Source organism: Streptomyces sp. TLI_55 (genome assembly GCF_900206255.1).
In the GTDB taxonomy this organism is placed as follows: Bacteria; Actinomycetota; Actinomycetes; order Streptomycetales; family Streptomycetaceae; genus Streptomyces; species Streptomyces aquilus.
The window spans coordinates 7,486,734-7,508,664 of sequence record NZ_OAOJ01000001.1 but is presented as its reverse complement, the minus strand read 5'-3'; the positions used below and the strand labels follow the sequence as shown (position 1 = coordinate 7,508,664).

At 71.8% G+C, this 21,931-nt stretch carries 22 protein-coding genes; 11 read left to right on the top strand and 11 right to left on the bottom strand.

The genetic code is table 11. From position 1 onward, the window contains the following. The 3 genes from narH to narI are packed head-to-tail and all read left to right on the top strand — an operon-like array spanning position 1 to position 2,818. On the top strand, positions 1 to 1,608 hold the full coding sequence (narH, locus tag CRP56_RS34395) for a nitrate reductase subunit beta (protein WP_097270700.1): 1,608 nt from the start codon (positions 1 to 3) through the stop codon (positions 1,606 to 1,608). Continuing rightward, positions 1,608 to 2,096 carry a nitrate reductase molybdenum cofactor assembly chaperone gene (narJ, locus tag CRP56_RS34390; protein WP_097270698.1) on the top strand — a complete coding sequence of 163 codons (489 nt, stop codon included), beginning with the start codon at positions 1,608 to 1,610 and terminating at the stop codon, positions 2,094 to 2,096. Before narH ends, narJ begins: the two co-directional genes overlap by 1 nt. Next, positions 2,096 to 2,818, top strand: coding sequence for a respiratory nitrate reductase subunit gamma (gene narI / locus CRP56_RS34385; RefSeq protein ID WP_097270696.1), 723 nt, complete (start codon positions 2,096 to 2,098; stop codon positions 2,816 to 2,818). Before narJ ends, narI begins: the two co-directional genes overlap by 1 nt. Before the next feature lie 3 nt (positions 2,819 to 2,821). On the opposite strand, the gene dnaK is transcribed toward narI, so the two are convergent. From dnaK to CRP56_RS34365, 4 genes are all read right to left on the bottom strand, one after another. Further along, on the bottom strand, positions 2,822 to 4,687 hold the full coding sequence (dnaK, locus tag CRP56_RS34380) for a molecular chaperone DnaK (RefSeq protein ID WP_097270694.1): 1,866 nt from the start codon (positions 4,685 to 4,687) through the stop codon (positions 2,822 to 2,824). A gap of 166 nt (positions 4,688 to 4,853) precedes the next feature. After that, positions 4,854 to 5,282 carry an OsmC family protein gene (locus CRP56_RS34375; RefSeq protein WP_059195267.1) on the bottom strand — a complete coding sequence of 143 codons (429 nt, stop codon included), beginning with the start codon at positions 5,280 to 5,282 and terminating at the stop codon, positions 4,854 to 4,856. Positions 5,283 to 5,358: 76 nt separating this feature from the next. Beyond that, a complete protein-coding gene (locus CRP56_RS34370) occupies positions 5,359 to 7,434 on the bottom strand; it encodes a phage holin family protein (RefSeq protein WP_097270692.1) in 2,076 nt (691 codons plus the stop codon). 118 nt (positions 7,435 to 7,552) lie between these two features. Beyond that, positions 7,553 to 7,954, bottom strand: a complete 402-nt coding sequence (locus CRP56_RS34365; RefSeq protein WP_097270690.1) for a hypothetical protein — start codon at positions 7,952 to 7,954, stop codon at positions 7,553 to 7,555. Positions 7,955 to 8,037: 83 nt separating this feature from the next. Between CRP56_RS34365 and CRP56_RS34360 the strand changes: the two genes are divergently transcribed. Together CRP56_RS34360 and CRP56_RS34355 are read left to right on the top strand one after the other, a co-directional pair. Beyond that, positions 8,038 to 8,811: an MBL fold metallo-hydrolase gene (locus CRP56_RS34360; RefSeq protein WP_097270688.1), complete on the top strand. Its 774-nt coding sequence runs from the start codon at positions 8,038 to 8,040 to the stop codon at positions 8,809 to 8,811. Continuing rightward, positions 8,808 to 9,449, top strand: a complete 642-nt coding sequence (locus CRP56_RS34355; protein WP_097270686.1) for a DedA family protein — start codon at positions 8,808 to 8,810, stop codon at positions 9,447 to 9,449. Before CRP56_RS34360 ends, CRP56_RS34355 begins: the two co-directional genes overlap by 4 nt. Positions 9,450 to 9,451: 2 nt before the next feature. On the opposite strand, the gene CRP56_RS34350 is transcribed toward CRP56_RS34355, so the two are convergent. From CRP56_RS34350 to CRP56_RS34330, 5 genes are all read right to left on the bottom strand, one after another. Beyond that, the gene (locus CRP56_RS34350; protein WP_097270684.1) at positions 9,452 to 9,868 is read right to left on the bottom strand and encodes an ankyrin repeat domain-containing protein; all 417 of its coding nucleotides are present in this window, start codon (positions 9,866 to 9,868) and stop codon (positions 9,452 to 9,454) included. A gap of 50 nt (positions 9,869 to 9,918) precedes the next feature. Then, the gene (locus CRP56_RS34345) at positions 9,919 to 11,037 is read right to left on the bottom strand and encodes an MBL fold metallo-hydrolase (protein WP_097270682.1); all 1,119 of its coding nucleotides are present in this window, start codon (positions 11,035 to 11,037) and stop codon (positions 9,919 to 9,921) included. Then, complete coding sequence (locus CRP56_RS34340; RefSeq protein ID WP_097270680.1) at positions 11,034 to 12,281, bottom strand: aminotransferase class I/II-fold pyridoxal phosphate-dependent enzyme; 1,248 nt, start codon at positions 12,279 to 12,281, stop codon at positions 11,034 to 11,036. The genes CRP56_RS34345 and CRP56_RS34340 overlap by 4 nt, the downstream gene beginning before the upstream one ends. Positions 12,282 to 12,446: 165 nt before the next feature. Next, the gene (locus CRP56_RS34335; RefSeq protein WP_097270677.1) at positions 12,447 to 13,055 is read right to left on the bottom strand and encodes a hypothetical protein; all 609 of its coding nucleotides are present in this window, start codon (positions 13,053 to 13,055) and stop codon (positions 12,447 to 12,449) included. 190 nt (positions 13,056 to 13,245) lie between these two features. Continuing rightward, the gene (locus CRP56_RS34330) at positions 13,246 to 14,040 is read right to left on the bottom strand and encodes an RNA polymerase sigma factor SigF (protein WP_097270676.1); all 795 of its coding nucleotides are present in this window, start codon (positions 14,038 to 14,040) and stop codon (positions 13,246 to 13,248) included. Between the two features lie 242 nt (positions 14,041 to 14,282). On the opposite strand from CRP56_RS34330, the gene CRP56_RS34325 reads away from it, so the two are divergent. Beyond that, complete coding sequence (locus tag CRP56_RS34325; protein WP_097270674.1) at positions 14,283 to 16,079, top strand: thiamine pyrophosphate-requiring protein; 1,797 nt, start codon at positions 14,283 to 14,285, stop codon at positions 16,077 to 16,079. A 6-nt stretch (positions 16,080 to 16,085) separates the two neighbouring features. Here the strand turns inward: CRP56_RS34325 and CRP56_RS34320 are convergent, their stop codons facing one another. Together CRP56_RS34320 and CRP56_RS47770 are read right to left on the bottom strand one after the other, a co-directional pair. Further along, positions 16,086 to 17,063 (bottom strand): ABC transporter substrate-binding protein, encoded by a 978-nt coding sequence (locus CRP56_RS34320; RefSeq protein WP_097270672.1) that lies wholly within the window; start codon positions 17,061 to 17,063, stop codon positions 16,086 to 16,088. Between the two features lie 122 nt (positions 17,064 to 17,185). Next, the gene (locus tag CRP56_RS47770) at positions 17,186 to 17,326 is read right to left on the bottom strand and encodes a hypothetical protein (protein ID WP_179851191.1); all 141 of its coding nucleotides are present in this window, start codon (positions 17,324 to 17,326) and stop codon (positions 17,186 to 17,188) included. A gap of 141 nt (positions 17,327 to 17,467) precedes the next feature. Between CRP56_RS47770 and CRP56_RS34315 the strand changes: the two genes are divergently transcribed. From CRP56_RS34315 to CRP56_RS34295, 5 genes are all read left to right on the top strand, one after another. Continuing rightward, positions 17,468 to 17,848 carry a DUF2795 domain-containing protein gene (locus CRP56_RS34315; protein ID WP_097270670.1) on the top strand — a complete coding sequence of 127 codons (381 nt, stop codon included), beginning with the start codon at positions 17,468 to 17,470 and terminating at the stop codon, positions 17,846 to 17,848. 215 nt (positions 17,849 to 18,063) lie between these two features. Next, the gene (locus tag CRP56_RS34310; RefSeq protein WP_097270668.1) at positions 18,064 to 18,528 is read left to right on the top strand and encodes a CBS domain-containing protein; all 465 of its coding nucleotides are present in this window, start codon (positions 18,064 to 18,066) and stop codon (positions 18,526 to 18,528) included. After that, positions 18,525 to 19,223: a diguanylate cyclase gene (locus CRP56_RS34305; protein ID WP_097270666.1), complete on the top strand. Its 699-nt coding sequence runs from the start codon at positions 18,525 to 18,527 to the stop codon at positions 19,221 to 19,223. Before CRP56_RS34310 ends, CRP56_RS34305 begins: the two co-directional genes overlap by 4 nt. Positions 19,224 to 19,263: 40 nt before the next feature. After that, the gene (locus CRP56_RS34300; RefSeq protein WP_097270665.1) at positions 19,264 to 19,806 is read left to right on the top strand and encodes a type 1 glutamine amidotransferase domain-containing protein; all 543 of its coding nucleotides are present in this window, start codon (positions 19,264 to 19,266) and stop codon (positions 19,804 to 19,806) included. Further along, positions 19,806 to 21,902 (top strand): catalase, encoded by a 2,097-nt coding sequence (locus CRP56_RS34295; RefSeq protein WP_097270663.1) that lies wholly within the window; start codon positions 19,806 to 19,808, stop codon positions 21,900 to 21,902. Before CRP56_RS34300 ends, CRP56_RS34295 begins: the two co-directional genes overlap by 1 nt. Positions 21,903 to 21,931 lie beyond the last annotated feature (29 nt).

Below are 21,931 nucleotides of genomic sequence, written 5' to 3'. Positions count from 1 at the left end.
ATGCGAGTGATGGCTCAGATCGCGATGGTCATGAACCTCGACAAGTGCATCGGCTGCCACACCTGCTCGGTGACCTGCAAGCAGGCGTGGACCAACCGGCAGGGCATGGAGTACGTCTGGTTCAACAACGTCGAGACGCGGCCCGGGCAGGGCTATCCGCGCCGCTACGAGGACCAGGAGAAGTGGCGCGGCGGCTGGGAGCTGAACAAACGGGGTGCGCTGAAGCTGAAGGCGGGCGGCCGCTTCCACAAGCTGCTCGGCATCTTCTCCAACCCCAAGCTCCCGGAGATCAAGGACTACTACGAGCCCTGGACCTACGACTACAAGAACCTCACGGACGCCCCGCTCGGCGACGACTTCCCGGTGGCCCGGCCGGTGTCGCAGATCGACGGCAAGCCGATGAAGATCGAGTGGTCGTCGAACTGGGACGACAACCTCGCGGGCGCTCCCGCCTACGGCGACCTCGACCCGATGGTCGAGCGCACCCGTCAACAGGCGGCGGAGAAGGTGAAGTTCGAGTTCGAGCAGACCTTCATGTTCTATCTTCCGCGCATCTGCGAGCACTGCCTCAACCCGTCCTGCGTAGCCTCCTGTCCGTCCGGCGCGATGTACAAACGGGCGGAGGACGGCATCGTCCTGGTCGACCAGGACCACTGCCGGGGCTGGCGGATGTGCGTGACCGGCTGCCCGTACAAGAAGGTCTACTTCAACCATCGCACCGGCAAGGCCGAGAAGTGCACGCTGTGCTACCCGCGCGTCGAGGTGGGCCTGCCGACGGTCTGCTCGGAGACCTGTGTGGGCCGCCTGCGCTATCTCGGGGTGATCCTCTACGACGCCGACAAGGTGACGGCCGCGGCTTCCACCCCTGACGAACAAGGGCTCTACGAAGCCCAGTTGGGCGTCTTCCTCGACCCGGACGATCCCGCGGTGCAGCGGGCGGCCGAGGCGGCGGGGATCTCGTACGACTGGATGGAGGCGGCCCGCCGTTCCCCCGTGCGCGCGCTGATCAGCAAGTACAAGGTCGCCCTGCCGCTGCATCCCGAGTACCGCACGATGCCGATGGTCTGGTACATCCCGCCGCTGTCACCGGTCGTGGACGCGCTCACGGAGACCGGGCACGACGGCGAGGACGCGGGCAACCTCTTCGGCGCGATCGACACCCTCCGCATCCCGCTGGAGTACCTCGCGGAGGTCTTCACCGCGGGCGACACCGCACCTGTGCGGGCGTCCCTGGAGAAGCTCGCCGCGATGCGTGCCCACATGCGGGCGATCAACCTCGGCGAGGACCCCGACCCGGCCGTCACCGAGGCGGTCGGCATGAAGCCCGCGGAGATCGAGGAGATGTACCGGCTGCTGGCGATCGCCAAGTACGAGGACCGGTACGTGATCCCGACCGCCGCCGTGGGCGACGCTCGCCGTCTGGAGGAGTCGGCGCTGCCGGACGGGTGCAGCCTCGAGTACGAGGGCGGGCCCGGCATGGGCGGCGACGGGCCGTTCGGCCAGGACTCCGGGCAGCGCAAGCTGCTGCCGGTGGTATCGGTGGAGAACTTCCACGGACTGCGCCGCCGCCAGACGTCCGACGACCCCGCCGACGCCGAGGAGGTCTGATGCCGTCGTACGCCGTGCTGTACCAGGCAGCAGCGCTCTGTCTGACGTACCCCGACGACGACTTCCGCGCCCGGCTGCCGCTGCTGCGCGAAGCGGCCCCGCAACTGCGGGAGTTCACGGACCACGCGGCGGTGACCCCGGCGCAGGAGCTGGCCGCGCACTACGTCCAGGTCTTCGACTTCAAGAACCGGCACAGCCTGTACCTGAGTTGGTGGCAGGACGGGGACACCCGGCGGCGCGGCATGTCGCTGGTCCGCTTCAAGGACGTCTACCGGGCCGCCGGCCTCGAATTCACCGGCGAGGAGCTGCCCGACTTCCTGCCCGCGGTGCTGGAGTTCGCGTCCCGCACCGGCGACACCGACCTGCTCACCGAACACCGGGACGGTCTGGAGCAGTTGCGCTCCCGGCTCACCGCCTTCGGGACCCCGTACGCGTCCGTCCTGGACGCCGTATGCGCCATACTGCCGACCCGCACCGGGGTGCGCTGATGACCACACTCCTCTGGGGCGTGCTGCCGTACGTCGCCGTCGCCCTGCTCGTCGCCGGACTCGTCTGGCGTTACCGCTACGACAAGTTCGGCTGGACGACCCGCAGTTCACAGGCCTACGAGTCGAAGCTGCTCGACATCGCCTCCCCGGCCTTCCACTACGGCATCCTCTTCGTGCTGGTCGGACACCTCGTAGGGCTGTTCATCCCGATGTCGTGGACCGACAAGGCGGGGATCAGTGAGCACACGTACCACCTGTTCTCGCTCTACGGCGGCACCGCGGCCGGTGTCCTCACCGTCGCCGGGATCGTGCTGCTCGTCTACCGCCGCCGGACCCGGGCCCCCGTCTTCCGCGCGACCACAGCCAACGACAAGCTCATGTACCTGGTGCTGCTCGGCGCGATCGCGCTGGGCATGATCGCCAAGCTGACCCATGCCTCCGGCGACGGCTACAACTACCGTGAGTCCATCGCCCCCTGGGCCCGCAGCCTGTTCACCCTCCAGCCGGACATCGACCGCATGCACGGCGTGCCGGTGCTGTACCAGGTCCACGCGGTGATCGGGATGGCGCTGATCGCGTTCGTGCCGTACAGCAGGCTGGTCCATATGTTCAGCGCGCCGGTGCAGTACCTGTTCCGGCCGTACGTCGTGTACCGCAGCCGCGACCCCAGACAGCTGGGGCCGCGGCCGGAGCGGCGGGGCTGGGAGAAGACGGGGTCGTAGGGCTCAGGCGGCCCCGCCCTTCTGCTCCTTGTCGTCGTCGACGATCTCCGCGTCCACCACGCCCTCCTCCTCGGGGGGCGTGGTGGTCTGCTGCTCGGTGGCGGTCGGCTCCGACTGCTGGGCCTGCGCGTACATCGCCTGGCCCACCCGCTGGCTGACGGTGGCCAGGTTCTCGACGCCGTTGCGCAGGGCCGTCGTCTCGGCGTTCTGCTCCAGGAGCGTCTTCAGTTCCGCGATCGCCGCCTCCACCTCGGACTTGGTGTCGGCGGGGACGCGTTCGTCGTTCTCGCGGAGGAACTTCTCGGTCTGGTAGACGAGTTGCTCGGCCTGGTTGCGGGTCTCGGCGGCCTCCCGGCGCTTGCGGTCCTCCTCCGCGTACTGCTCGGCGTCCCGCATCATGCGGTCGATGTCGTCCTTGGGCAGCGCCGAGCCGCCGGTGACGGTCATCTTCTGCTCGCGGCCGGTCGCGAGGTCCTTAGCGGAGACGTGCATGATCCCGTTGGCGTCGATGTCGAAGGCGACCTCGATCTGCGGGACACCGCGCGGGGCGGGCGGCAGGCCGGTGAGGTCGAAGACGCCGAGCTTCTTGTTGTAGGCGGCGATCTCGCGTTCGCCCTGGTAGACCTGGATGCCGACCGAGGGCTGGTTGTCGGTGGCGGTGGTGAAGATCTCCGAACGCCGGGTGGGGATCGTGGTGTTGCGCTCGATGAGCTTCGTCATGATGCCGCCCTTGGTCTCGATGCCCAGGGACAGCGGGGTGACGTCGAGCAGGAGGACGTCCTTCACGTCACCGCGGACGACACCCGCCTGGAGCGCGGCACCGAGGGCGACGACCTCGTCGGGGTTGACGCCCTTGTGCGGGTCCTTGCCGGTGAGTTCCTTGACGAGGTCCGTGACGGCGGGCATGCGGGTCGAGCCGCCGACGAGGATGACGTGGTCGACCGCGGCGAGCTTGATGCCGGCGTCCTTGACGGCCTGGTGGAAGGGGGTCTTGCAGCGGTCGAGCAGGTCGGCGGTGAGCTCCTGGAACTGAGCTCGCGTCAGTTTCTCGTCGAGGTGCAGCGGGCCTTCGGCGGAGGCGGTGATGTAGGGGAGGTTGATCGTGGTCTCCGACGAGCTGGACAGCTCGATCTTGGCCTTCTCGGCGCCCTCGCGCAGGCGTTGCAGCGCCATCTTGTCCTTGCCGAGGTCGATGCCGTACTGCCCCTGGAACTTCTTCACCAGGTGCTCGACGATCCGCTGGTCCCAGTCGTCACCGCCGAGATGCGTGTCGCCGTTGGTGGCCTTGACCTCGATGACGCCGTCGCCGATCTCCAGGAGGGACACGTCGAAGGTGCCGCCGCCGAGGTCGAAGACGAGGACGGTCTGCTCCTCGCCCCGGTCCAGGCCGTAGGCGAGGGCGGCGGCGGTCGGCTCGTTGATGATCCGCAGCACCTTCAGGCCCGCGATCTCGCCGGCCTCCTTGGTGGCCTGCCGCTGGGTGTCGTCGAAATACGCCGGGACGGTGATCACCGCGTCGGTGACGTCCTCGCCCAGGTAGGACTCGGCGTCCCGCTTCAGCTTCTGGAGCACCCGCGCCGACAGTTCCTGCGCCCGGTAGCGGGTGCCGTCGACCGACCCCTGCTCCGGGAAACGCCAGCCGACGTCGCCCATGTACCGCTTCACGGACCGGGCCGTCCGCTCCACGTTCGTCACGGCCTGCCGTTTGGCGACCTCCCCGACGAGCACTTCCCCGTTCTTGGCGAAGGCCACGACCGACGGTGTGGTCCTGGCCCCCTCCGCATTGGCGACGACCGTGGGGTCGCCGCCCTCCAGGACGGCCACCACGGAGTTCGTGGTCCCCAGATCGATCCCGACCGCGCGTCCCATCGCTGTCCCCTTCCGCCAGGGCACTTCCCGGACTCCAGCACAAAACTTGAGTGGGCCGTTGTCAATGCCGCACACCCGTCCATGCCGCACGCCCCGAAGGCCGGGTACCCCGAAACGGCGGATGCCGCGCCCCCAGGGGGGCGCGGCATCCGGGAACGTACGGCTGTCAGGCGAGCTTCGCCGACAGGGTGATCGGCACAGCCTTGAGGGCCTGGCTGACCGGGCAGTTCACCTTGGCCTCCTCGGCCGCGGCGACGAAGGCGTCCTGGTCGATACCAGGGACGGTGCCCTCGACGGTGAGGTGGATGCCGGTGATGCCCTCGCCCGGCTGGAAGGTGACGTCGGCGGAGGTGGTGAGCTTGGTGGGCGGGGTGCCGGCCCCCGCGAGGGCGTGCGAGAACGCCATGGAGAAGCAGCTGGAGTGGGCGGCCGCGATCAGCTCTTCGGGGCTGGTCTTGCCGTTCGCCTCCTGGGCGCGGGAAGCCCACGTCACCGGCTGCTGGGCGATGGCGCCGGAGGAGTCGAAGGAGACGACTCCGTTGCCCTCGAGCAGGTTGCCTTCCCAGACGGTGTGTGCGGAGCGCGTGGTAGCCACGGTTCTTCCTTTCAGACATGGGCCCATGTAGGGGTTCCGGGTCTCATCCGATCACATTCGGGCGCACCGCACCCGCCTAAGCGGCCCGCTGTTCGTCCTGGCGTTCCGGCAACGGCACCTGGGGGCCGTCCGACTCGTCCAGCCAGCGGCGCAGGACGCGGTGGACGTGCTCGGCGCCGACGAGTTCCTCCGCGTCGTCGACCGGTGCGGAGAGGGCCACCGGCGACAGCAGGAACGGCCGTCCCTGCGCCCCGCCGAGCCCGCCGTGCGAGCCGATCTGCTCCTCGAACGCGAGGACCTCGCCCTCGCTCGGGTCGTACCAGGAGTTGACCATGATGTCGGCGGTGTGCGCGAAGCCGTGCGTGCGGCGTACGGCGTCGGCGGCGCCCGGCCCGAAAGCGGCCAACGGGCCCGGGTTCTCGTCCAGTTGGTCGACCGGGATCTCCGTGCCGAACGGCCCGAGCACCACCCCGCCGTGCTCCTCACTGCGCACGAGGAGGAAGCCGATGCCGGGATGGTTGGCGAGCGTCGTCAGCAGCGCCGGGTGGCGGGCGTCGATCTCCTCCTTGCTCATCCGGTGCGGCACGTCCGGGAAGGAGACCAGCCCGAGGTTCCCGGACGCCAGCACGAGCGGCTCCGAGCTGCGGCGCGCGGGACGGTGCTGCTCGCGGCCCTCCTCGACCGGCCGGCGCAGGGCGGCGCGGACGGCCGCGCGGGCCTCGGCGCCGCTGTGGGTGCGCTGCGCCTTGCGCGGCACGGGCAGTCCGCAGCCGGCCCGCACCAGGTCGCCGAGGGTGAGTCCGTAGCGTGCCTGGAAGGTCTCGCCGGGGCTCTGGCCGTGGTCGGACAGGACGACGATCCGGTAGGGCCGCGGGGCGTGTTCGGCGACGTTCTCGATCAACGCCAGGGAGCGGTCGAGGCGTTCGAGGACCTTCTCGGCATCGCGGCTCGTCGGCCCGGAGTGGTGGGCGACCTCGTCGTAGGCGACCAGGTCGGCGTAGACGGCGGTCCGTCCGGCGAGCATGTCGCCCATCACCGCGGCGACCACGACGTCCCGCTCGACAACGGTCGCGAACGCGCGGATGAAGGGGTAGAGCCCGCCACGTCTCACCCGGGGCCGGACCCGGTGGACCCGGCCCCGGGTCGACTGGCCGATCTCCCGCCCCACTTCCGCCATGAAGGAGAGGGCCGTGCGGACGGCGTTGGCCGGGTCGGAGAAGTACGCGAAGTAGCCTGCGCGGGAGCGGTTCTCGCGGCTGCGGCGGCGGGTCGCGATGGACAGCACTAGCGCCTGCTCGTCGGCGCCGCCGCTGAAGAGGTTGCCGCGGCTTGCCCCGTCGACGCCGAGGAGCCCGCCGTCACCGGTGCGCTCGACCGCCCGGCGCTGGAGTTCGGCGGCGCTGGTGGGGCGGTTGCAGACCATCACCTCCCGGCTGTCCTTCTCGTACCAGCGGAACGCCGGCACGTCCTCGTTGCTGCCGTGCAGGATGCCGAGCTGGCTGGCGCCGGTCTGGCTGGACCAGTCGGTGCGCCACGGGGTGAGCCGGTGGGTGCCGCCGTCGAGCCAGCGGGCCAGCGTCGGCATGACGCCCGTACCGACGGCGACCCGCAGGACGTCGTACCCGACGCCGTCCAGCTGGAGGAAGACCACCCCCGGGGCGGACGGCGCGGCCGGGCCGCCTCTGCGGCGGCGGTCGGCGAGCCGGTAGAGGCGGCGCCGGTAGGCGTCGTCGTCCCGCACGGCCAGGGCGGCGCCGGTCGCGGAGGCGACGGCCGACATCACGGCGGCGACCACGACCGCGGTCTCCCACGCGGCCGCGCCCCGCTCGGTCGGGTTCAGCCGCAGCGCCAGCAGGAGCAGGAAGCCGTTGAGGACGAAGACCAGCAGCCCGAGCACCAGGGCGGGCACGAGCAGCAGAAGGCGTACGAGGAGCGGCCAGACCAGCGCCGACAGGACACCGAAGGCGCCCGCGCCGAGGGCCGCGGTGACGGCGATGTCGGTGGCGCTGTCGCCGTCCGCCGACCTGAGCTGGAAGTCCGGCAGGATGCCGGCGAGGACGAGCATGGTGAGGGTGGAGACCGCCCACACCGTGACGCTCCGCCCCGCCTGACTGGCGACCCGCCGCCAACGCCCGCCTCGCACGCCCCGCACCTCACGTCCCCGGCCCGTCGTCGGCGCGGGCCTGTACCCACCCTGTCACAACGGACGGAGGTTCCCCGGAGTCTCCCCGGAGCGGTCAGCGGCCGTCCCGCGTGGCGCCGGCCGGCGGCTACCGGCCGTCGTACCCGGCCGTCGGCATCGACAGCCGGCGGTGGATGCTGGCCTTCATCTGGGCGTCGTACGACGGTTCCGCCGACCCCACCGTCTCCACCCGCACCCCGCGGCGGGCGCACTCGGCGAGGAACTCCTCGGTGGAGGCCAGGGCGCTGTCCAGGACCCGGCGGCTGGGCGCGACGAAGAGGTCGGTCTCCGGGCGGAAGCCGTCCCAGAGCACGCAGTGGTCGGGGCGCAGGCCGCGCACCAGGAGTTCCCGGCTGACGGTGTAGCCCCGCTCGGCGGCCCAGCGGGCGCACATGGCGTGCTGGCTGCGGGAGTCCACCAGGAAGGGGTCGGCCTCCAGCTCCTCCAGCGGCGTCAGACTCGCGATCGCCGTGACGCGGACCGGTCCCATGGCGTCCCCCTCACCTCCGGGTTTCGCCGCCGACCCTACTCCTGCCCGTAGGCTTCGGGGAGTCGCGCGAAGGAGGCAAAGAGGTGCCGGTGGAGATCACCTGGTGGGGGCACGCCACCTGCACGCTCCAGGACTCGGACGTCCGTGTGCTCACCGACCCCCTGTTCGCCCGTCGGCTGGCCCATCTGCGCCGCCGCCGGGGCGCGGTGCCGCCGCCCGGCGCCTGGCGCGCGGACGTGGCGCTCGTCTCCCATCTGCACTCCGATCATCTGCACATTCCGTCGTTGCAGCGACTGGCCCCGGGCACGCGCCTGCTCGTGCCCCGGGGCGCACCCCGTGCGGTGCCCGGGCTCCGCCGGCTCGCCCATCTCCAGGTCACCGAGGTGGCGCCGGGCGACGAGACGGTGATCGGGGACGTCGTCGTACGCACCGTTCCGGCCCGGCACGACGGGCGGCGGCTGCCCGTGGGACCGCATCGCTCCCCCGCGCTCGGCTATGTCGTCGAGGGCGAGGCGCGCACCTACTTCGCCGGGGACACCGGTCTGTTCGACGACATGGCGAAGGAGGTCGGGCCGGTCGACGTGGCGCTGCTGCCGGTGGGCGGCTGGGGGCCCTACCTCGGGGAGGGGCACCTGGACGCGGGGCGCGCCGCGGAGGCGCTGGCCCGCCTTGACCCGGTCAGCGCGGTGCCGGTGCACTACGGCACGTACTGGCCGATCGGGATGGACGCCGTGCGCCCCCATGAGTTCCATGCGCCCGGCGCCGAGTTCGTGCGGCTCGCCGCCGAGCGTGCGCCCGGTGTGGCGGTGCATCTGCTGGCGCACGGGGAGAGCGTGCGCCCGGAGGTGGCCCGGTGACGGGAACATGGCTGGCGGCGGCCGTCAGAACCGTGCCGCCCGAGTCGACGCAGCAGGCGCTCGGGTATCCGTCGCTGTTCCTGCTGGTGCTGATCGGGGCGCTGGTGCCGGTGGTGCCGACGGGGGCGCTGGTGAGTTCGGCGGCCGTGGTGGCGTTCCATCAGACGGCGCCGTTCGCGCTGGCGCTGGTCTTCGTGACGGCCTCGCTGGCGGCGTTCCTCGGGGACATCGCGCTGTACTGGCTGGGGCGGCGCGGGATGGGGTCGAAGAACGGGTCGCGGTGGCTGGAGGCGATCCGGTCCCGGGCGCCGGAGGACCGGCTGACGCAGGCGCAGGAGAAGCTGGCCGAGCACGGGGTGGCGGTGCTGGTGCTGTCCCGGATGGTGCCGGCGGGGCGGATCCCGGTGATGCTGGCCTGTCTGATGGCGAAGTGGCCGCTGCGGAGGTTCGCGCGGGGCAATCTGCCGGCGTGCCTGGCGTGGGCGGTGACGTACCAGTTGATCGGGATTCTGGGCGGGTCGCTGTTCGACGAGCCCTGGGAGGGTGTGGTGGCGGCGATCGTGCTGACGGTCGCGGTCAGCGCGGCGCCGAGTGTGTGGCGCCGGGTGCGCGGGACGACGACGAAGGCCAAGGCCTGACGTCATCGGGCTCCGGCGGCGATGAGGAGTTCGGCGGTCGCGGGGTGCGGGCCGTGGTGGGCCCAGGCGAGAGGTGACCACCCCGTTCCCTGGTCCTCACGCAGGTTCGGGTCGGCGCCGTGCGCCAGCAGTTCTCGTACGGTCTCGAGGTGGCCCCAGCAGGCGGCCGCGCACAGCGGCGTGCCCTGCGAGCCGTCGCCCGCGCTCTCCGTGTCGGGGGCGGCCCCGGCCCGCAGAAGCACGCGCGCGACCTCGGCCTCCCCCTGCACGGACGCCAGATAGAGCGGGGTGGCGCCGCCGTCGTACGGCCGCTCGGCATCCGCTCCCCGCCGCAGCAGTGCCCGCACGCGGACGGCGTCCCCCGCCAGGGTCGCCTCGAAGAGCTGACGGGAGAGTTTCTTGCGCTGTCGCCGTTTCATGGCGGGCGAGGCTAGCGATCACCAGGACCGCGCGGCCACCGAAATACGGCTCAGGCCCGCTCCAGCACCCGTGAACCGCCCACCGGCAGGTCCCACAGGTCCTCCCGCGCCAGGCCCGCCTTCTCCCAGGCGGCCCGCACCCGCGTCAGCGGCTCCAGCACCGGCTCCGCCGACAGTACGAACGTGCCCCAGTGCATCGGGGCCATCCGTCGCGCCCCCAGATCCTGGGCCGCCCGCACCGCCTCCTCCGGGTCGCAGTGCACGTCGCTGAGCCACCAGCGGGGGTCGTAGGCGCCGATGGGCAGCAGGGTCAGGTCGATGCCTGGGTAGCGCCGGCCGATGCGGGCGAACCAGTGGCCGTATCCGGTGTCGCCTGCGAAATGGACCCGTTGGCCGTCCGGGGCCGTGAGGACCCAGCCGCCCCACAGGCTGCGACAGGTGTCGGTGAGCGTGCGCTTGGACCAGTGGTGGGCCGGCACGAAGTCGAAGCGGACGCCTTGGAGTTCGGCCGCCTCCCACCAGTCGAGCTCCGTGACCTGGGTGAACCGGCGGCGCCGGAACCAGCCCGCCAGTCCCGCGGGCACGAACACCGGGGTGTCGCGCGGGAGTCGGCGCAGGGTGGGGGCGTCCAGATGGTCGTAGTGGTTGTGGCTGATGACGACCGCGTCCACGCGCGGCAGCGCGCTCCAGGCGATGCCGACGGGAGTGATCCGCGCCGGGGTGCCGAGGATACGACGGGACCACACGGGGTCGGTGAGGACGGTCAGGCCGCCGATCCGGACGACCCAACTGGCGTGCCCCGCCCAGGAGACGGCGACGGTACGGGCGTCCACGCGGGGCAGCGGCGCGGGTTCGAAGGGCAGCTTCGGGATGTCGGCGAGACCCTCGCGGCCGGGCCGCACGGAACCCTCGCGGGCGAACCGGGCCATGGCCTTGAGGCCGGGGAGCGGGGCGGTGAGCCGGTCGTGGAAGGTGCGCGGCCAGAACCGGCGCTCACCGAGCGGGCGGGGTTCGGCCAGCGGCGGGAAGGGCGGTGCGAAGGAGGATGCGGCCGTGGGAGCGTCGGGTTCCCGGACGGTGGTGGCGGCCGTCGGAGCGTCGGGTTCCCGCACGGTCGTGCGGGAACCGGCTGTGCTCGAACCGGCCGTACTCGTGGACTGCTGCGTCATCGAGGAGGCTCCCATCGCTGAGCGTCGTCGCGGAGATCGTCGAAGACCGACTTCAAGGTGATCAACGCACGGTGCACGTGTGGCAGTTCCAACGGTGTGGTCGAACTGAGGCATTCCTCGAGTTCCCCGTCCGACCCGGCGAGCAACGCCCCGGTCGACAGCCGCACCCGCAGTGCCCCCAGGTCGTCGCCGAAGCGATGGCCACCGGGGGCGGGCATTCCGAGCCGGGCGGTGAGGAACTCCTCCAGGTCCTGGGCGTCGCCGACGCCGTGCGCGCCGAGCGCGGAGCGCAGCGGGCCGAGGTCGACGTAGAGATGGCGGCCGGCCTGCGGGGGCCGGGCCACGGCGCCGGCGGAGACCACGGCGGTGTGCGCGGCGGCGGCCACGCGCGCGTGCAGGCGAACGGCGGCGGCGACGCGGTCGGTCACCGGCTCGGGCTCCGGCAGCGCGTAGCAGGCCGCGGCGGCCACCGGGGCGGCCACCCGGGCGCCGAGAGCGGTGAGCACGTCGAGCACGCGCGCGTGGAGGCCGTCACCGACGTCCCCTTCGGGGAAGCGGGCGATCGCGGCGGGCCAGCCCGGCGGCAGCAGGGCGCCGGCGAGGTCGGTGACGACGGTGACCCGGTCGGGCAGCATCTCGGCGGGGCTGAGCCACATGGTGTCGTGCGGTGCGTGAACGGTGTCGCGCCAGGTCTCGTCACTGATCAGGTGCAGGCCCTCACCAGCGGCGGCCTCCACGGCCTCGTGCAGCACCTCGGGCGGCGCCACGGTGGCCGTCGGGTCGTCGGCCACCGACAGCACGAGCAGCCGCGGGTCGCCGCCCTCGTCCCGCACCCGGCGCACGGTCTCCAGCAGGGCGTACGGATCCGGGACACCGCCGCACTCCGCCGGGGTCGCCACATGGAAGACGGGTCTTCCCAACAGGCGCGCGTACGGCGCCCACCAGGCCGCGCAGGGCCGGGGCACCAGAACGTCGCCGCCGAGGGCCGCGGTCAGCGCGAGCAGCAGGGACGGGGCGCCGGGGGCCGCCACGACGCGCTCGGGCCCGGCGGACAGTCCACGCCGGGCCCAGTAGCCGCACGCCGCGTCCCGCAGCCCGGAGCCGCCCCCTACGGGTTCGCTGCCGCCCTGGGCCGCCGCCGCGGCGACCACGGCCGCCAGCTCGGGCAGCACCGGCAGCCCGTCGTCCGGCAACGGCGGGCCGTAGCGGACCGGGCCGTGGCCTTCCGGGTCCGTGCGCCGCATCCGTACCTCCGGGTGAGCTGCTGTGTCGCGGGGCCGTGGGGCGTCCCGTCCTTCCGGCGGGTACGGCGAGGGGCGTGCGCCGCCACGCTTCGCCTACCCAGGGTGGCGCACCCCGATGGGGTCCCGCTCAAGTTGCGCCGGTCACACCGGCCCCGCGGGACCGCCTCAGGCCTCCCCGCGGGGCGTCCTGCGGCGCACCCGGTACACGGCCCCGCCGAGGGCGCCCGCGATGAGCACACCGCCCGCGACCAGCGCCGGCACGGAGTCGGTGAAGGCCCCGCCCGTACCGGCCTGCACGCCCCGCTGGACCGGCGCGCTGGTACTGGCGCACGGCTCGACCCGCGGCTCGGCGCAGCCGTGCCCCGTACCGCCGCCTTCGGTCACGTCGAACGTCGCGCTCCACGGCCTGCCCTGCGCCCCGGCCTCCGCCGGACACGCCCCGTCCACGGTCCACGCCGAGTCGTCCCCGTAGTCCTCCCCGGACGCGATCCGCGCGGTCCCCCGATAGGCGGGCCCGGCCGCGGCGTCGTCGTTCCCGGGCACGCGCTGCAACTGCACGGCCTCTTCGCCGAAGGCCTGGGACGTGGCCTCGATGGTGGCGGGCGCGGTACCGCCGACCGGGTCGCAGGAGACCGAGACGGTGACGCTGCCTTCCGGCTCGACGCTGGCGGGGCTGACCTCGGCGGCCGGGTCCGCGAACGCGACGGGCACGACACCGCCGAAGGCGGCACCCGCCACCAGGACAACGGACAGGGCACGCACGGTGCGGCGCATGAGGGGGGCTCCTTAGACCGCGGACAGATCACTGCGTCCATCACAGCCCGCCGTCCAGCGGCTCGCGCGCGGCCGACCCCCATTGGCGGGACAGATAGACGCCGACCGGGTGAAACCCCCTAGGGGCGCGGGGAACGGCGCGAGCAACCACGACGGACCCGCGCCCGCCGTGAAACCCGCACCCCCACGATCAAGCCGCGTCCCTCAAAACCTCTTCCCGCACCTTCCCGCAGCACCGGCTGATCAGCCGAGACACATGCATCTGCGAGATCCCCAACTGCTCGGCGATCCGACTCTGCGTCATGTCCCCGAAGAACCGCATGTACAAGATCGCCCGCTCCCGCTCAGGCAGCGCAGCGAGCCACGGCGCGACCGACTCCCGGTCCACCACCGTCTCCAGCGCCGCATCCGGCGACCCCAGCGCGTCGCTCAGCGAGTACCCGTCCTCGCTGCCGGGCAGCTCCGCGTCCAGGGACAGTGCGGTGAAGCTCTCCAGCGCCTCAAGGCCGACCAGCACGTCCTCCTCGCTCATCCGCGCGTGCTCGGCGATCTCCGCGACGGTGGGCCGGCGGCCGGGGATGGTCTGGGACAGGTCCTGGCTCGCGAACCGCACCCGGTTGCGCAGCTCCTGCACCCGGCGTGGCACGTGCAGCGTCCACATGTGGTCGCGGAAGTGGCGCTTGATCTCGCCGGTGATGGTGGGCACGGCGTAGCTCTCGAAGGCGTTGCCGCGCTCGGGGTCGTAGCGGTCGACGGCCTTGACGAGGCCGAGGGCCGCGACCTGGCGCAGGTCCTCGAGGCTCTCGCCGCGGCTGCGGAACCGTCCCGCGAGCCGGTCGGCCATGGGCAGCCAGGCCTCGATGATCTCGCCGCGCAGGGTGTCGCGCTCGGGACCGTCGGGCAGTGCGGCCAGTCGGCGGAAGGCGTCCGCGGTGTCGGGGGCGTCGTCATGCGGGTGATGCTTCGCGCTCGTACGCGTGGCCATGATGCGTCGCAACTCCCTCGGTCGTGCGCTGGGTTGCACGGTCACCGCGGGAGGCCGGCCGGGACAGGCACAGCCGTGGCGGCCGACGGGCCGCTCCCACGGACGTGCCTCCTGTCCGAAGCACTGACAGTGCGCCTGCCCCCGGCCCCCGCCCGCAAACCCGGGCGCAGGTTTTCCCGGGGCCCCTGGGGTGACTCGGAAGGCGCTGCCTGTGCAGGTCCGACGTCCGGGAGGTTTTCTCCATGAGCACCAAGGTCTCCGACCACATCCTCGAGCGGCTGCGTGAATGGGGTGTGGAGCATGTGTTCGGCTATCCCGGCGACGGCATCAACGGCCTGCTCGCCGCGTGGGGCCGGGCCGAGAACCGGCCGCGGTTCGTGCAGTCGCGGCACGAGGAGATGTCGGCGTTCGAGGCGGTCGGTTACGCCAAGTTCAGCGGCCGCGTCGGAGTGTGCGCGGCGACGTCGGGACCCGGCGCGATCCATCTCCTCAACGGCCTGTACGACGCGAAGCTGGACCATGTGCCGGTGCTGGCGATCGTCGGCCAGACGCACCGCACCGCGATGGGCGGCTCGTACCAGCAGGAGGTCGACCTGCACACGCTGTTCAAGGACGTCGCCTCGGAGTTCGTGGAGACGGTGACGGTCCCCGAGCAGCTGCCGAACGTGCTGGACCGGGCGCTGCGCACCGCGTACGCCCGCCGCTGCCCCACGGCGATCATCATCCCGGGCGACGTCCAGGAGCTCGACTACTCGCCGCCCACGCACGAGTTCAAGATGGTCCCCTCCAGCCTGGACCGCAGTTCGTGGACGGCGGTGCCGTCCGAGGAGTCCCTGAACCGGGCCGCCGAGATCCTCAACTCCGGTGACAAGGTGGCCGTGTTGGTCGGTCAGGGCGCGGCGGGGGCGCGGGCGGAGGTGGAGCGGATCGCCGAGCTGCTCGGCGCGGGCGTCGCCAAGGCGCTCCTCGGCAAGGACGTGCTCAGCGACGAACTCCCGTACGTCACCGGCTCGATCGGGCTGCTCGGCACGCGTCCGTCGTACGAGCTGATGCGGGACTGCGACACCCTGCTGACCATCGGATCGTCCTTCCCCTACACGCAGTTCATGCCGGAGTTCGGCAAGGCGCGCGGGGTGCAGATCGACATCGATCCGCACATGGTCGGGATGCGTTATCCGTACGAGGTGAATCTCGTCGGCGACGCCAAGGCGACCCTGGAGCGGCTGATCCCGCTGCTGAACAGCGAGGGGCGCGGGCGCCAGTGGTACGACACGGTGTGCGACAACGTGCGGCGCTGGCGTGAGGTGATGGGGCGGCGGGCGGAGCTGTCGGCCGACCCGATCAACCCGGAGTACGTGGTCGCCGCCCTGGACCCGCTGCTGCCCGGCAACGCGATCGTCTCCTCGGACTCGGGTTCGGCGGCCAACTGGTACGCCCGCCATCTGACGATGCGTCCCGGCATGCGCTCCTCGCTGTCCGGCACGCTGGCGACGATGGGCTGCGGGGTGCCGTACGCCATCGGCGCGAAGTTCGCGCATCCGGACCGGCCGGCGATCGCGCTGGTCGGGGACGGGGCGATGCAGATGAACGGTCTCGCGGAGCTGATCACGGCGGCGAAGTACCAGGACCTGTGGGAGGACCCGCGGCTGGTGATCGGGGTGTTCAACAACCACGATCTCAACCAGGTGACCTGGGAGATGCGGGCCATGGAGGGCGCCCCGTCCTTCCTGCCCTCGCAGGAGCTGCCGGACGTGCAGTACGCCGCGTTCGCCCGCTCGCTCGGGCTGACCGGCATCCGGGTGGAGAAGCCCGAGGACGTCGAGGCGGGCTGGCGTGCGGGTCTTGAGGCGGACGGGCCCGCGGTGATCGAGTTCCTCACCGACCCGGCCGTACCGCCGATCCCGCCGCACGCGACCTGGGACCAGATGGAGGCGACGGCCGCGTCCATCCTCAAGGGCGACGCGGACCGCGGGTCGATGATCAGGCAGGGGCTCAAGGCGAAGGTGCAGGAGTTCCTGCCGGGTCGGGACAAGAAGTAGGCGGCGCTACGAGAACAGCGCCTGGATGTCCGGCTTCTTGTCGCCGAAGAGGCCGTCCTGTTCGCCGAGGGAGGCCAGCTTCTCCAGGGAGGCCGTGTCGACCTCGGCGGGCCAGGCGGGCAGGGTGAGCGTGTCCAGCAGGCTCGCGTCGATCTTGGTGTAGGTGGTGAGGATCTGCCGCGCCTCGTCGGGATGCCGGGAGGCGTACTCCAGCGACTCGGCCATCGCCTCGGTGAACTTCTTCACCAACTCGGGGTTGCGCTGAGTGATCTGCGTCGAGGTGAAGTACGTCGCCACGGTCAGCTTCGGGTCGGTCTCGGCGAACGGGGACGCCACGATACGGGCGCCCTGCTGTTCGGCGATGGACTTGGCCGGGTCGCCCATCCAGGCGGCGTCGACGCGTCCGCCGTCGAGGGCGGCGGGCATCTGGTCGAAGGGGATCTCGACGAACTTCACCTTGTCGGGGTCGCCGCCCGCCTTGCGCACGGACTCCCTGACCGTCGTACTCCCGATGTTCTGAAGGGTGTTGACCGCGACGGTGTGTCCGGCGAGGTCCTTCGCCGACTTGATGGAGCTGTCCTTCTTGACGAGGACACCGGTGACGTCGGCGCCCACCTTGCCGTTGGACGCGGCCCCGTTGACCACGGACTTGACCGGGACGCCCTTCGTCTGGGCGATCATCAGCGACGTGGTGTTGCTGAACCCGAACTGGAACTGCCCGCTCACCACGCCGGGGATGATCGCGGCGCCGCCCTGCGCGGTCACGGTCTTCAGCTCGATGCCGCGGTCGGCGAAGAAGCCCTTCTTCTGCCCGAGATACAGGGGTGCCACATCGATGATGGGGATGATGCCGACGGTCACCTGCGTGGTCTTGCCTCCACCGGCGGGCGAGGCGGTGCCGCTGCCGGAGTCGGAGGAACCGCAGCCGGCGGCGCCGACGAGCATCGCCGCGAGGACAAGTCCGAGTGTGCGCCGCCGTTGCATGGGCTCCCCCTGGAGACTCGGACGGTCGAACCACCAATGGTGCGCAGATTCTTGACGCCCGCAATCTACACGCCCACCTTGACCGTGTCAGTCCCCTGGACCGAGGTGAAACCGCGCGGAGTTCAACTCTCCTGCGGCTCCGCGAGCGGCACCAGCTCCCTCACCTCGTCCCCCTTCTCGGGCAGCAGCAGCTCCTCGTAGCGGCCCAGCGCCAACACCACGCCGAGCATGACGAACGGGATCAGCACAGCGAACATCGCCATGGCGGTTCCTTCCCCGGGATGGCGTGGGGGGCGTTGGGGGGTGTCCGGCGGGTCTCCCCCGAACCGGAAGGCAAACCCCCGTGTCGGCGGCGCGTGCTCGGGTACGCGGTGGCCACCCCCGAACAACCTGGAGGGAGAGTCATGCAGCGAGGCAGCGACCGACTGAGCCGCCACCGCGACGACGAGATGAAACACGAGCTCCAGGGGCTGCTCCGGTCCGGGCACCCCACCCGCACCGAGGAATGGCACGACCCCGAGCCGACCGCCGACGACGATCCCCAGCTCGCCGGCGGCCCGGTGGCACCGGGCGGCTCCGGCGCGTCCCTGGGCACGGTCCGCCAGGAACTGGCCCGCCATCTGACGCGCAGCGCGTTCCCGGCGCCCCCGAGGCACCTGGCCGGCGCCCTGCGCCGCGCGTACGCCCCGGACCCCCTGGTCGAGGCCGTGGAACAGCTCCCTTCCGGGCAGCACTACGGAACCGTCCAGGAACTGGCCGAGGCGCTGGTGGCGGAGCAGGCGTAGCAGCGCACGCAGGGGCCCGGAACGGCGTGCCACGCCGCGAGCCCCGCCGAGCAGGGCGCTCGGGCCCCCGGGGAATCGCGGCGGCGCGAACCCGTCGCGTCCCGCCGGGCGGCGCGCATAGGGGCTCGGCCCAGGGGTACTGCGGGCGGCGTCGGGTCGGCTCCGGCCGCGGTGTCCCCGTCGGCCGGGAAACGGACGGAGGAAGGTCCCCAGTGATGGCTGAATTCGTGAGGGACGTCATGACACCGGGGGTGGTCGCGGTCCGCCCCGACGCCTCGCTCGTCGAGGCGGCGCAGCTGATGCGGGCGCAGGACATCGGCGATGTCGTGGTGGCCGACGGCCAGGAGATCGTCGGGGTGCTCACCGACCGTGACATCACGGTACGGGCGGTCGCCGAGGGCGCCGATCCGCTGACGACGAGCGTGCGCTCGGTGTGCAGCGCCGAGCCGGTACTGGTCGCCCCGCAGGACCCGGTGACGGCCGCGTCGGCGCTGATGCGGGCGCATGCCGTACGCCGGTTGCCGGTCGTCGAGGACGGGCTGCCGGTCGGCATGGTGAGCCTGGGCGACCTGGCGGAGGCGGAGGCCCCCGGCTCGGTGCTGGCCGACATCAGCCGAGCCGACCCGGACAGCAGGCCGGGCACCTACGGCGACAACCCGCTTGGCCGGAGTGGCCTGTGAGCCGCGACCAGGCCGCCCGGATCAGCGCCTACGGCAACGCCGTGGACGTCCGCGAGGCCACTACCCGCTATCTGCTCTACGGACTGCTGCCCAGTTGGTTCGTGCCCGGTCTCGCCGACTGGGTCATGCACCGGCGGACCCGCATCGAGGACACCGCGGGCACCAAGGAGTCACTGATCCACTCGCTGATGATGGCCGAGGTCGGCATCCCGATCGCGGCCACCCTGCGCTACGAGGTCAACCCGGCGCTGCTCGCCGTGCAGTTGGGCGGCGCCGCGGTGCACGAGGCCACCGCGCTCTGGGACGTACGCACGGCCGTGCGCAGCGAGCGTGAGGTCAGGCCGGTCGAGCAGCACATCCACAGCTTCCTGGAGTCGCTGCCGTTCGGCGCCCTGGCCGCCCTGATGTGCCTGCACGCCGACCAGGTGCGGTCCCTGCTGCGCGGCGGCCGGGGCGATCCGGACGCCTGGCGGCTGGTGCCGCGCCGCCCGCAGCTGTCCCGCGGCTACATCGCGGGCATCTCGGCCGCGATCGGCGCCTGTGTGCTGCTGCCGTACGGAGAGGAACTGCTGCGCTGCCGGCGCGCGGCGCGGCGGAGCAAGAAGCGCGCGACGAGCGACGAGGCTCACTGGCGTGCCACCGGCCAGGGACGTCGAGGCACCGCCCTCCGGCGTGCCATCGGCAAGGGCCGTTGAGGCATCGCTCATCGACTCGCCACGAAAGGACGGAGACATCATGCGTATCGCATTCCTGACCGCACCCGAAGGCGTCGAGCAGATCGAGCTCACCGACCCGTGGCAGGCCGCCGTGGACGCGGGGCACGAACCCGTGCTGGTGTCGACGAAGTCCGGGGAGATCCAGGCGTTCGAGCACCTCGACAAGGCGGACACCTTCCCCGTGCAGGAGGTCGTGGGCGAGACGTCCGCCGGCTCCTTCGACGGCCTGGTGCTGCCCGGCGGGGTCGCCAACCCGGACTTCCTGCGGACGGACGAGAAGGCGGTCGGTTTCGTACGGGACTTCTTCGACCAGGGCCGCCCCGTCGCGGCGATCTGCCACGCCCCGTGGACGCTGGTCGAGGCGGACGTGGTCCGGGGCCGGGTGCTGACCTCCTGGCCGAGTCTGCGGACCGACATCCGCAACGCGGGCGGCAGTTGGGTCGACGAACAGGTCAAGGTCTGCGACCACGGCCCGAACAAGCTGGTCACCAGCCGTAAGCCGGACGACCTCAAGGCGTTCTGCGAGACCTTCCTGGACGTCTTCGCGAGGGAGGCCGCCTGATGACGGACCGCAAGCAGCAGCAGCGCGACGGCTTCCGGGCGGACGACCCCACGGCAGGACCGCTCACCACCGACCAGGGCGTGGAGGTCGACCACACCGACGACTCGCTCGCCGCCGGGGAGCGCGGCCCGACCCTGATGGAGGACTTCCACTTCCGGGAGAAGCTCACCCGCTTCGACCACGAGCGGATCCCGGAGCGGGTGGTGCACGCGCGGGGCGCGGGCGCCTACGGATACTTCGAACCGTACGAGTCCTGCGCCGAGTTCACCCGAGCGGCCTTCCTCCAGGACCCGGCCGTGCGCACCCCCGTCTTCGTGCGGTTCTCGACCGTGCAGGGCCCGAAGGGCTCCGCGGACACCGTGCGGGACGTGCGCGGCTTCGCCACCAAGTTCTATACGTCCGAGGGCAATTACGACCTGGTCGGCAACAACTTCCCGGTCTTCTTCATCCAGGACGGCATCAAGTTCCCCGACTTCGTGCACGCGGTGAAGCCGGAGCCGCACAACGACATCCCGACCGGCGCCTCGGCCCACGACACCCTGTGGGACTTCGTGTCGCTCCAGCCGGAGACGCTGCACGCGATCATGTGGCTGATGTCGGACCGGGCGATCCCGCGCAGCTACCGCACGATGCAGGGCTTCGGTGTGCACACCTTCCGGTTCGTGAACGCGGAGGGGCGCGGCACGTTCGTGAAGTTCCACTGGAAGCCGAAGCTGGGCGTGCACTCGCTGGTGTGGGACGAGGCGCAGGAGTGCCAGGGCCGCGACCCGGACTTCAACCGGGGTGACCTGTGGGACGCGATCGAGGCGGGCGAGTACCCGGAGTGGGAGCTCGGCGTCCAACTGGTGCCGGAGGAGGACGAGTTCGCCTTCGACTTCGATCTGCTGGACGCCACGAAGCTCATCCCGGAGGAGCAGGTGCCGGTACGGCCGATCGGCCGGATGGTGCTGGACCGCAACCCGGAGAATTTCTTCGCCGAGACCGAGCAGGTGGCCTTCCACACGGCCAACGTGGTCCCCGGCATCGACTTCACCAACGACCCGCTGCTCCAGGCCCGCAACTTCTCCTATCTGGACACCCAGTTGATCCGGCTCGGCGGCCCCAACTTCGCGCAGCTGCCGGTGAACCGGCCGGTGGCACCGGTGCGGACGAACCAGCGTGACGGGTACGGGCAGAGCAGGATCCACAGCGGCACGAACTACTTCCCGAACTCCCTCGGCGGCGGCTGCCCGGCCCACGCGGGCGCCGACGGTCACGCGTACACGCACTACGCGGAACGCGTGGACGGCGCCAAGATCCGCCGTCGCAGCCCGAGTTTCCAGGACCACTACAGCCAGCCGGCGATGTTCTGGCACAGCATGGCGCCCTGGGAGCGGCAGCACATCGTGGACGCCTTCCGGTTCGAGCTCGGCAAGGTCGACGCGATGAGCGTGCGGACCCGCACCGTCGAGCAACTGGCCCATGTCGACGGCGAGTTGGCGGCGGCGGTGGCCCAGGGCATCGGCGTGCCGGAGCCGACCGCCGCCGAGGCGGCCCCGAACAAGGTGCTCTCCCCCGCGCTGAGCCTGGAGTCACTGCGCGGCGACGGCTCGATCCGCACCCGGCAGATCGCGGTGCTGGTGGCCGACGGCGTGGACGGCGAGCAGGTGACGTCGGTGAAGGAGGCGCTGACCGCGGAGGGCGCGATCGTCGAGGCGCTGGCTCCGCGGGACGGCACGGTCACCGGCGCCGACGGCGAGGCGTACGAGGTCGACCGGGCGCTGCCGACCGTGGCCTCCGTGCTGTACGACGCCGTCCTGCTGCCCGGCGGTCCGGTGGGCACCCCGCCGACCGTCTCCGACCCGGACGTGATGCGCTTCGTACGGGACGCCTACCGGCACGGCAAGCCGGTGGGCGCGCTCGGCTCGGGGGTCGGGGTGGTGACGGCCCTGGAGCCGGAGGGGGTGCGGCTGTCCGCGGAGTTCCAGCAGGTGGTCGCCGACCGGGGCGTGGTCACGGACACCTCCCCCGGCCCTGCGAGCGAGGAGTTCCTGCGGGCCTTCGTCGCCGCGGTCGCGGCCCACCGCCACTGGGACCGGCCCCCGGCCCGCCACTAGGCCCTGCCCAGCGGCACCAGGCCCTGCCC

Excerpts from the sequence above, each read along its gene's own strand:
- narH (WP_097270700.1), top strand. The coding sequence starts at position 1 with ATGCGAGTGATGGCTCAGATCGCGATGGTCATGAACCTCGACAAGTGC.
- narJ (WP_097270698.1), top strand. The coding sequence starts at position 1,608 with ATGCCGTCGTACGCCGTGCTGTACCAGGCAGCAGCGCTCTGTCTGACG.
- narI (WP_097270696.1), top strand. The coding sequence starts at position 2,096 with ATGACCACACTCCTCTGGGGCGTGCTGCCGTACGTCGCCGTCGCCCTG.
- dnaK (WP_097270694.1), bottom strand. The coding sequence starts at position 4,687 with ATGGGACGCGCGGTCGGGATCGATCTGGGGACCACGAACTCCGTGGTG.
- CRP56_RS34365 (WP_097270690.1), bottom strand. The coding sequence starts at position 7,954 with ATGGGACCGGTCCGCGTCACGGCGATCGCGAGTCTGACGCCGCTGGAG.
- CRP56_RS34350 (WP_097270684.1), bottom strand. The coding sequence starts at position 9,868 with ATGAAACGGCGACAGCGCAAGAAACTCTCCCGTCAGCTCTTCGAGGCG.
- CRP56_RS34345 (WP_097270682.1), bottom strand. The coding sequence starts at position 11,037 with ATGACGCAGCAGTCCACGAGTACGGCCGGTTCGAGCACAGCCGGTTCC.
- CRP56_RS34340 (WP_097270680.1), bottom strand. The coding sequence starts at position 12,281 with ATGCGGCGCACGGACCCGGAAGGCCACGGCCCGGTCCGCTACGGCCCG.
- CRP56_RS34335 (WP_097270677.1), bottom strand. The coding sequence starts at position 13,055 with ATGCGCCGCACCGTGCGTGCCCTGTCCGTTGTCCTGGTGGCGGGTGCC.
- CRP56_RS34330 (WP_097270676.1), bottom strand. The coding sequence starts at position 14,040 with ATGGCCACGCGTACGAGCGCGAAGCATCACCCGCATGACGACGCCCCC.
- CRP56_RS34325 (WP_097270674.1), top strand. The coding sequence starts at position 14,283 with ATGAGCACCAAGGTCTCCGACCACATCCTCGAGCGGCTGCGTGAATGG.
- CRP56_RS34320 (WP_097270672.1), bottom strand. The coding sequence starts at position 17,063 with ATGCAACGGCGGCGCACACTCGGACTTGTCCTCGCGGCGATGCTCGTC.
- CRP56_RS47770 (WP_179851191.1), bottom strand. The coding sequence starts at position 17,326 with ATGGCGATGTTCGCTGTGCTGATCCCGTTCGTCATGCTCGGCGTGGTG.
- CRP56_RS34315 (WP_097270670.1), top strand. The coding sequence starts at position 17,468 with ATGCAGCGAGGCAGCGACCGACTGAGCCGCCACCGCGACGACGAGATG.
- CRP56_RS34310 (WP_097270668.1), top strand. The coding sequence starts at position 18,064 with ATGGCTGAATTCGTGAGGGACGTCATGACACCGGGGGTGGTCGCGGTC.
- CRP56_RS34300 (WP_097270665.1), top strand. The coding sequence starts at position 19,264 with ATGCGTATCGCATTCCTGACCGCACCCGAAGGCGTCGAGCAGATCGAG.
- CRP56_RS34295 (WP_097270663.1), top strand. The coding sequence starts at position 19,806 with ATGACGGACCGCAAGCAGCAGCAGCGCGACGGCTTCCGGGCGGACGAC.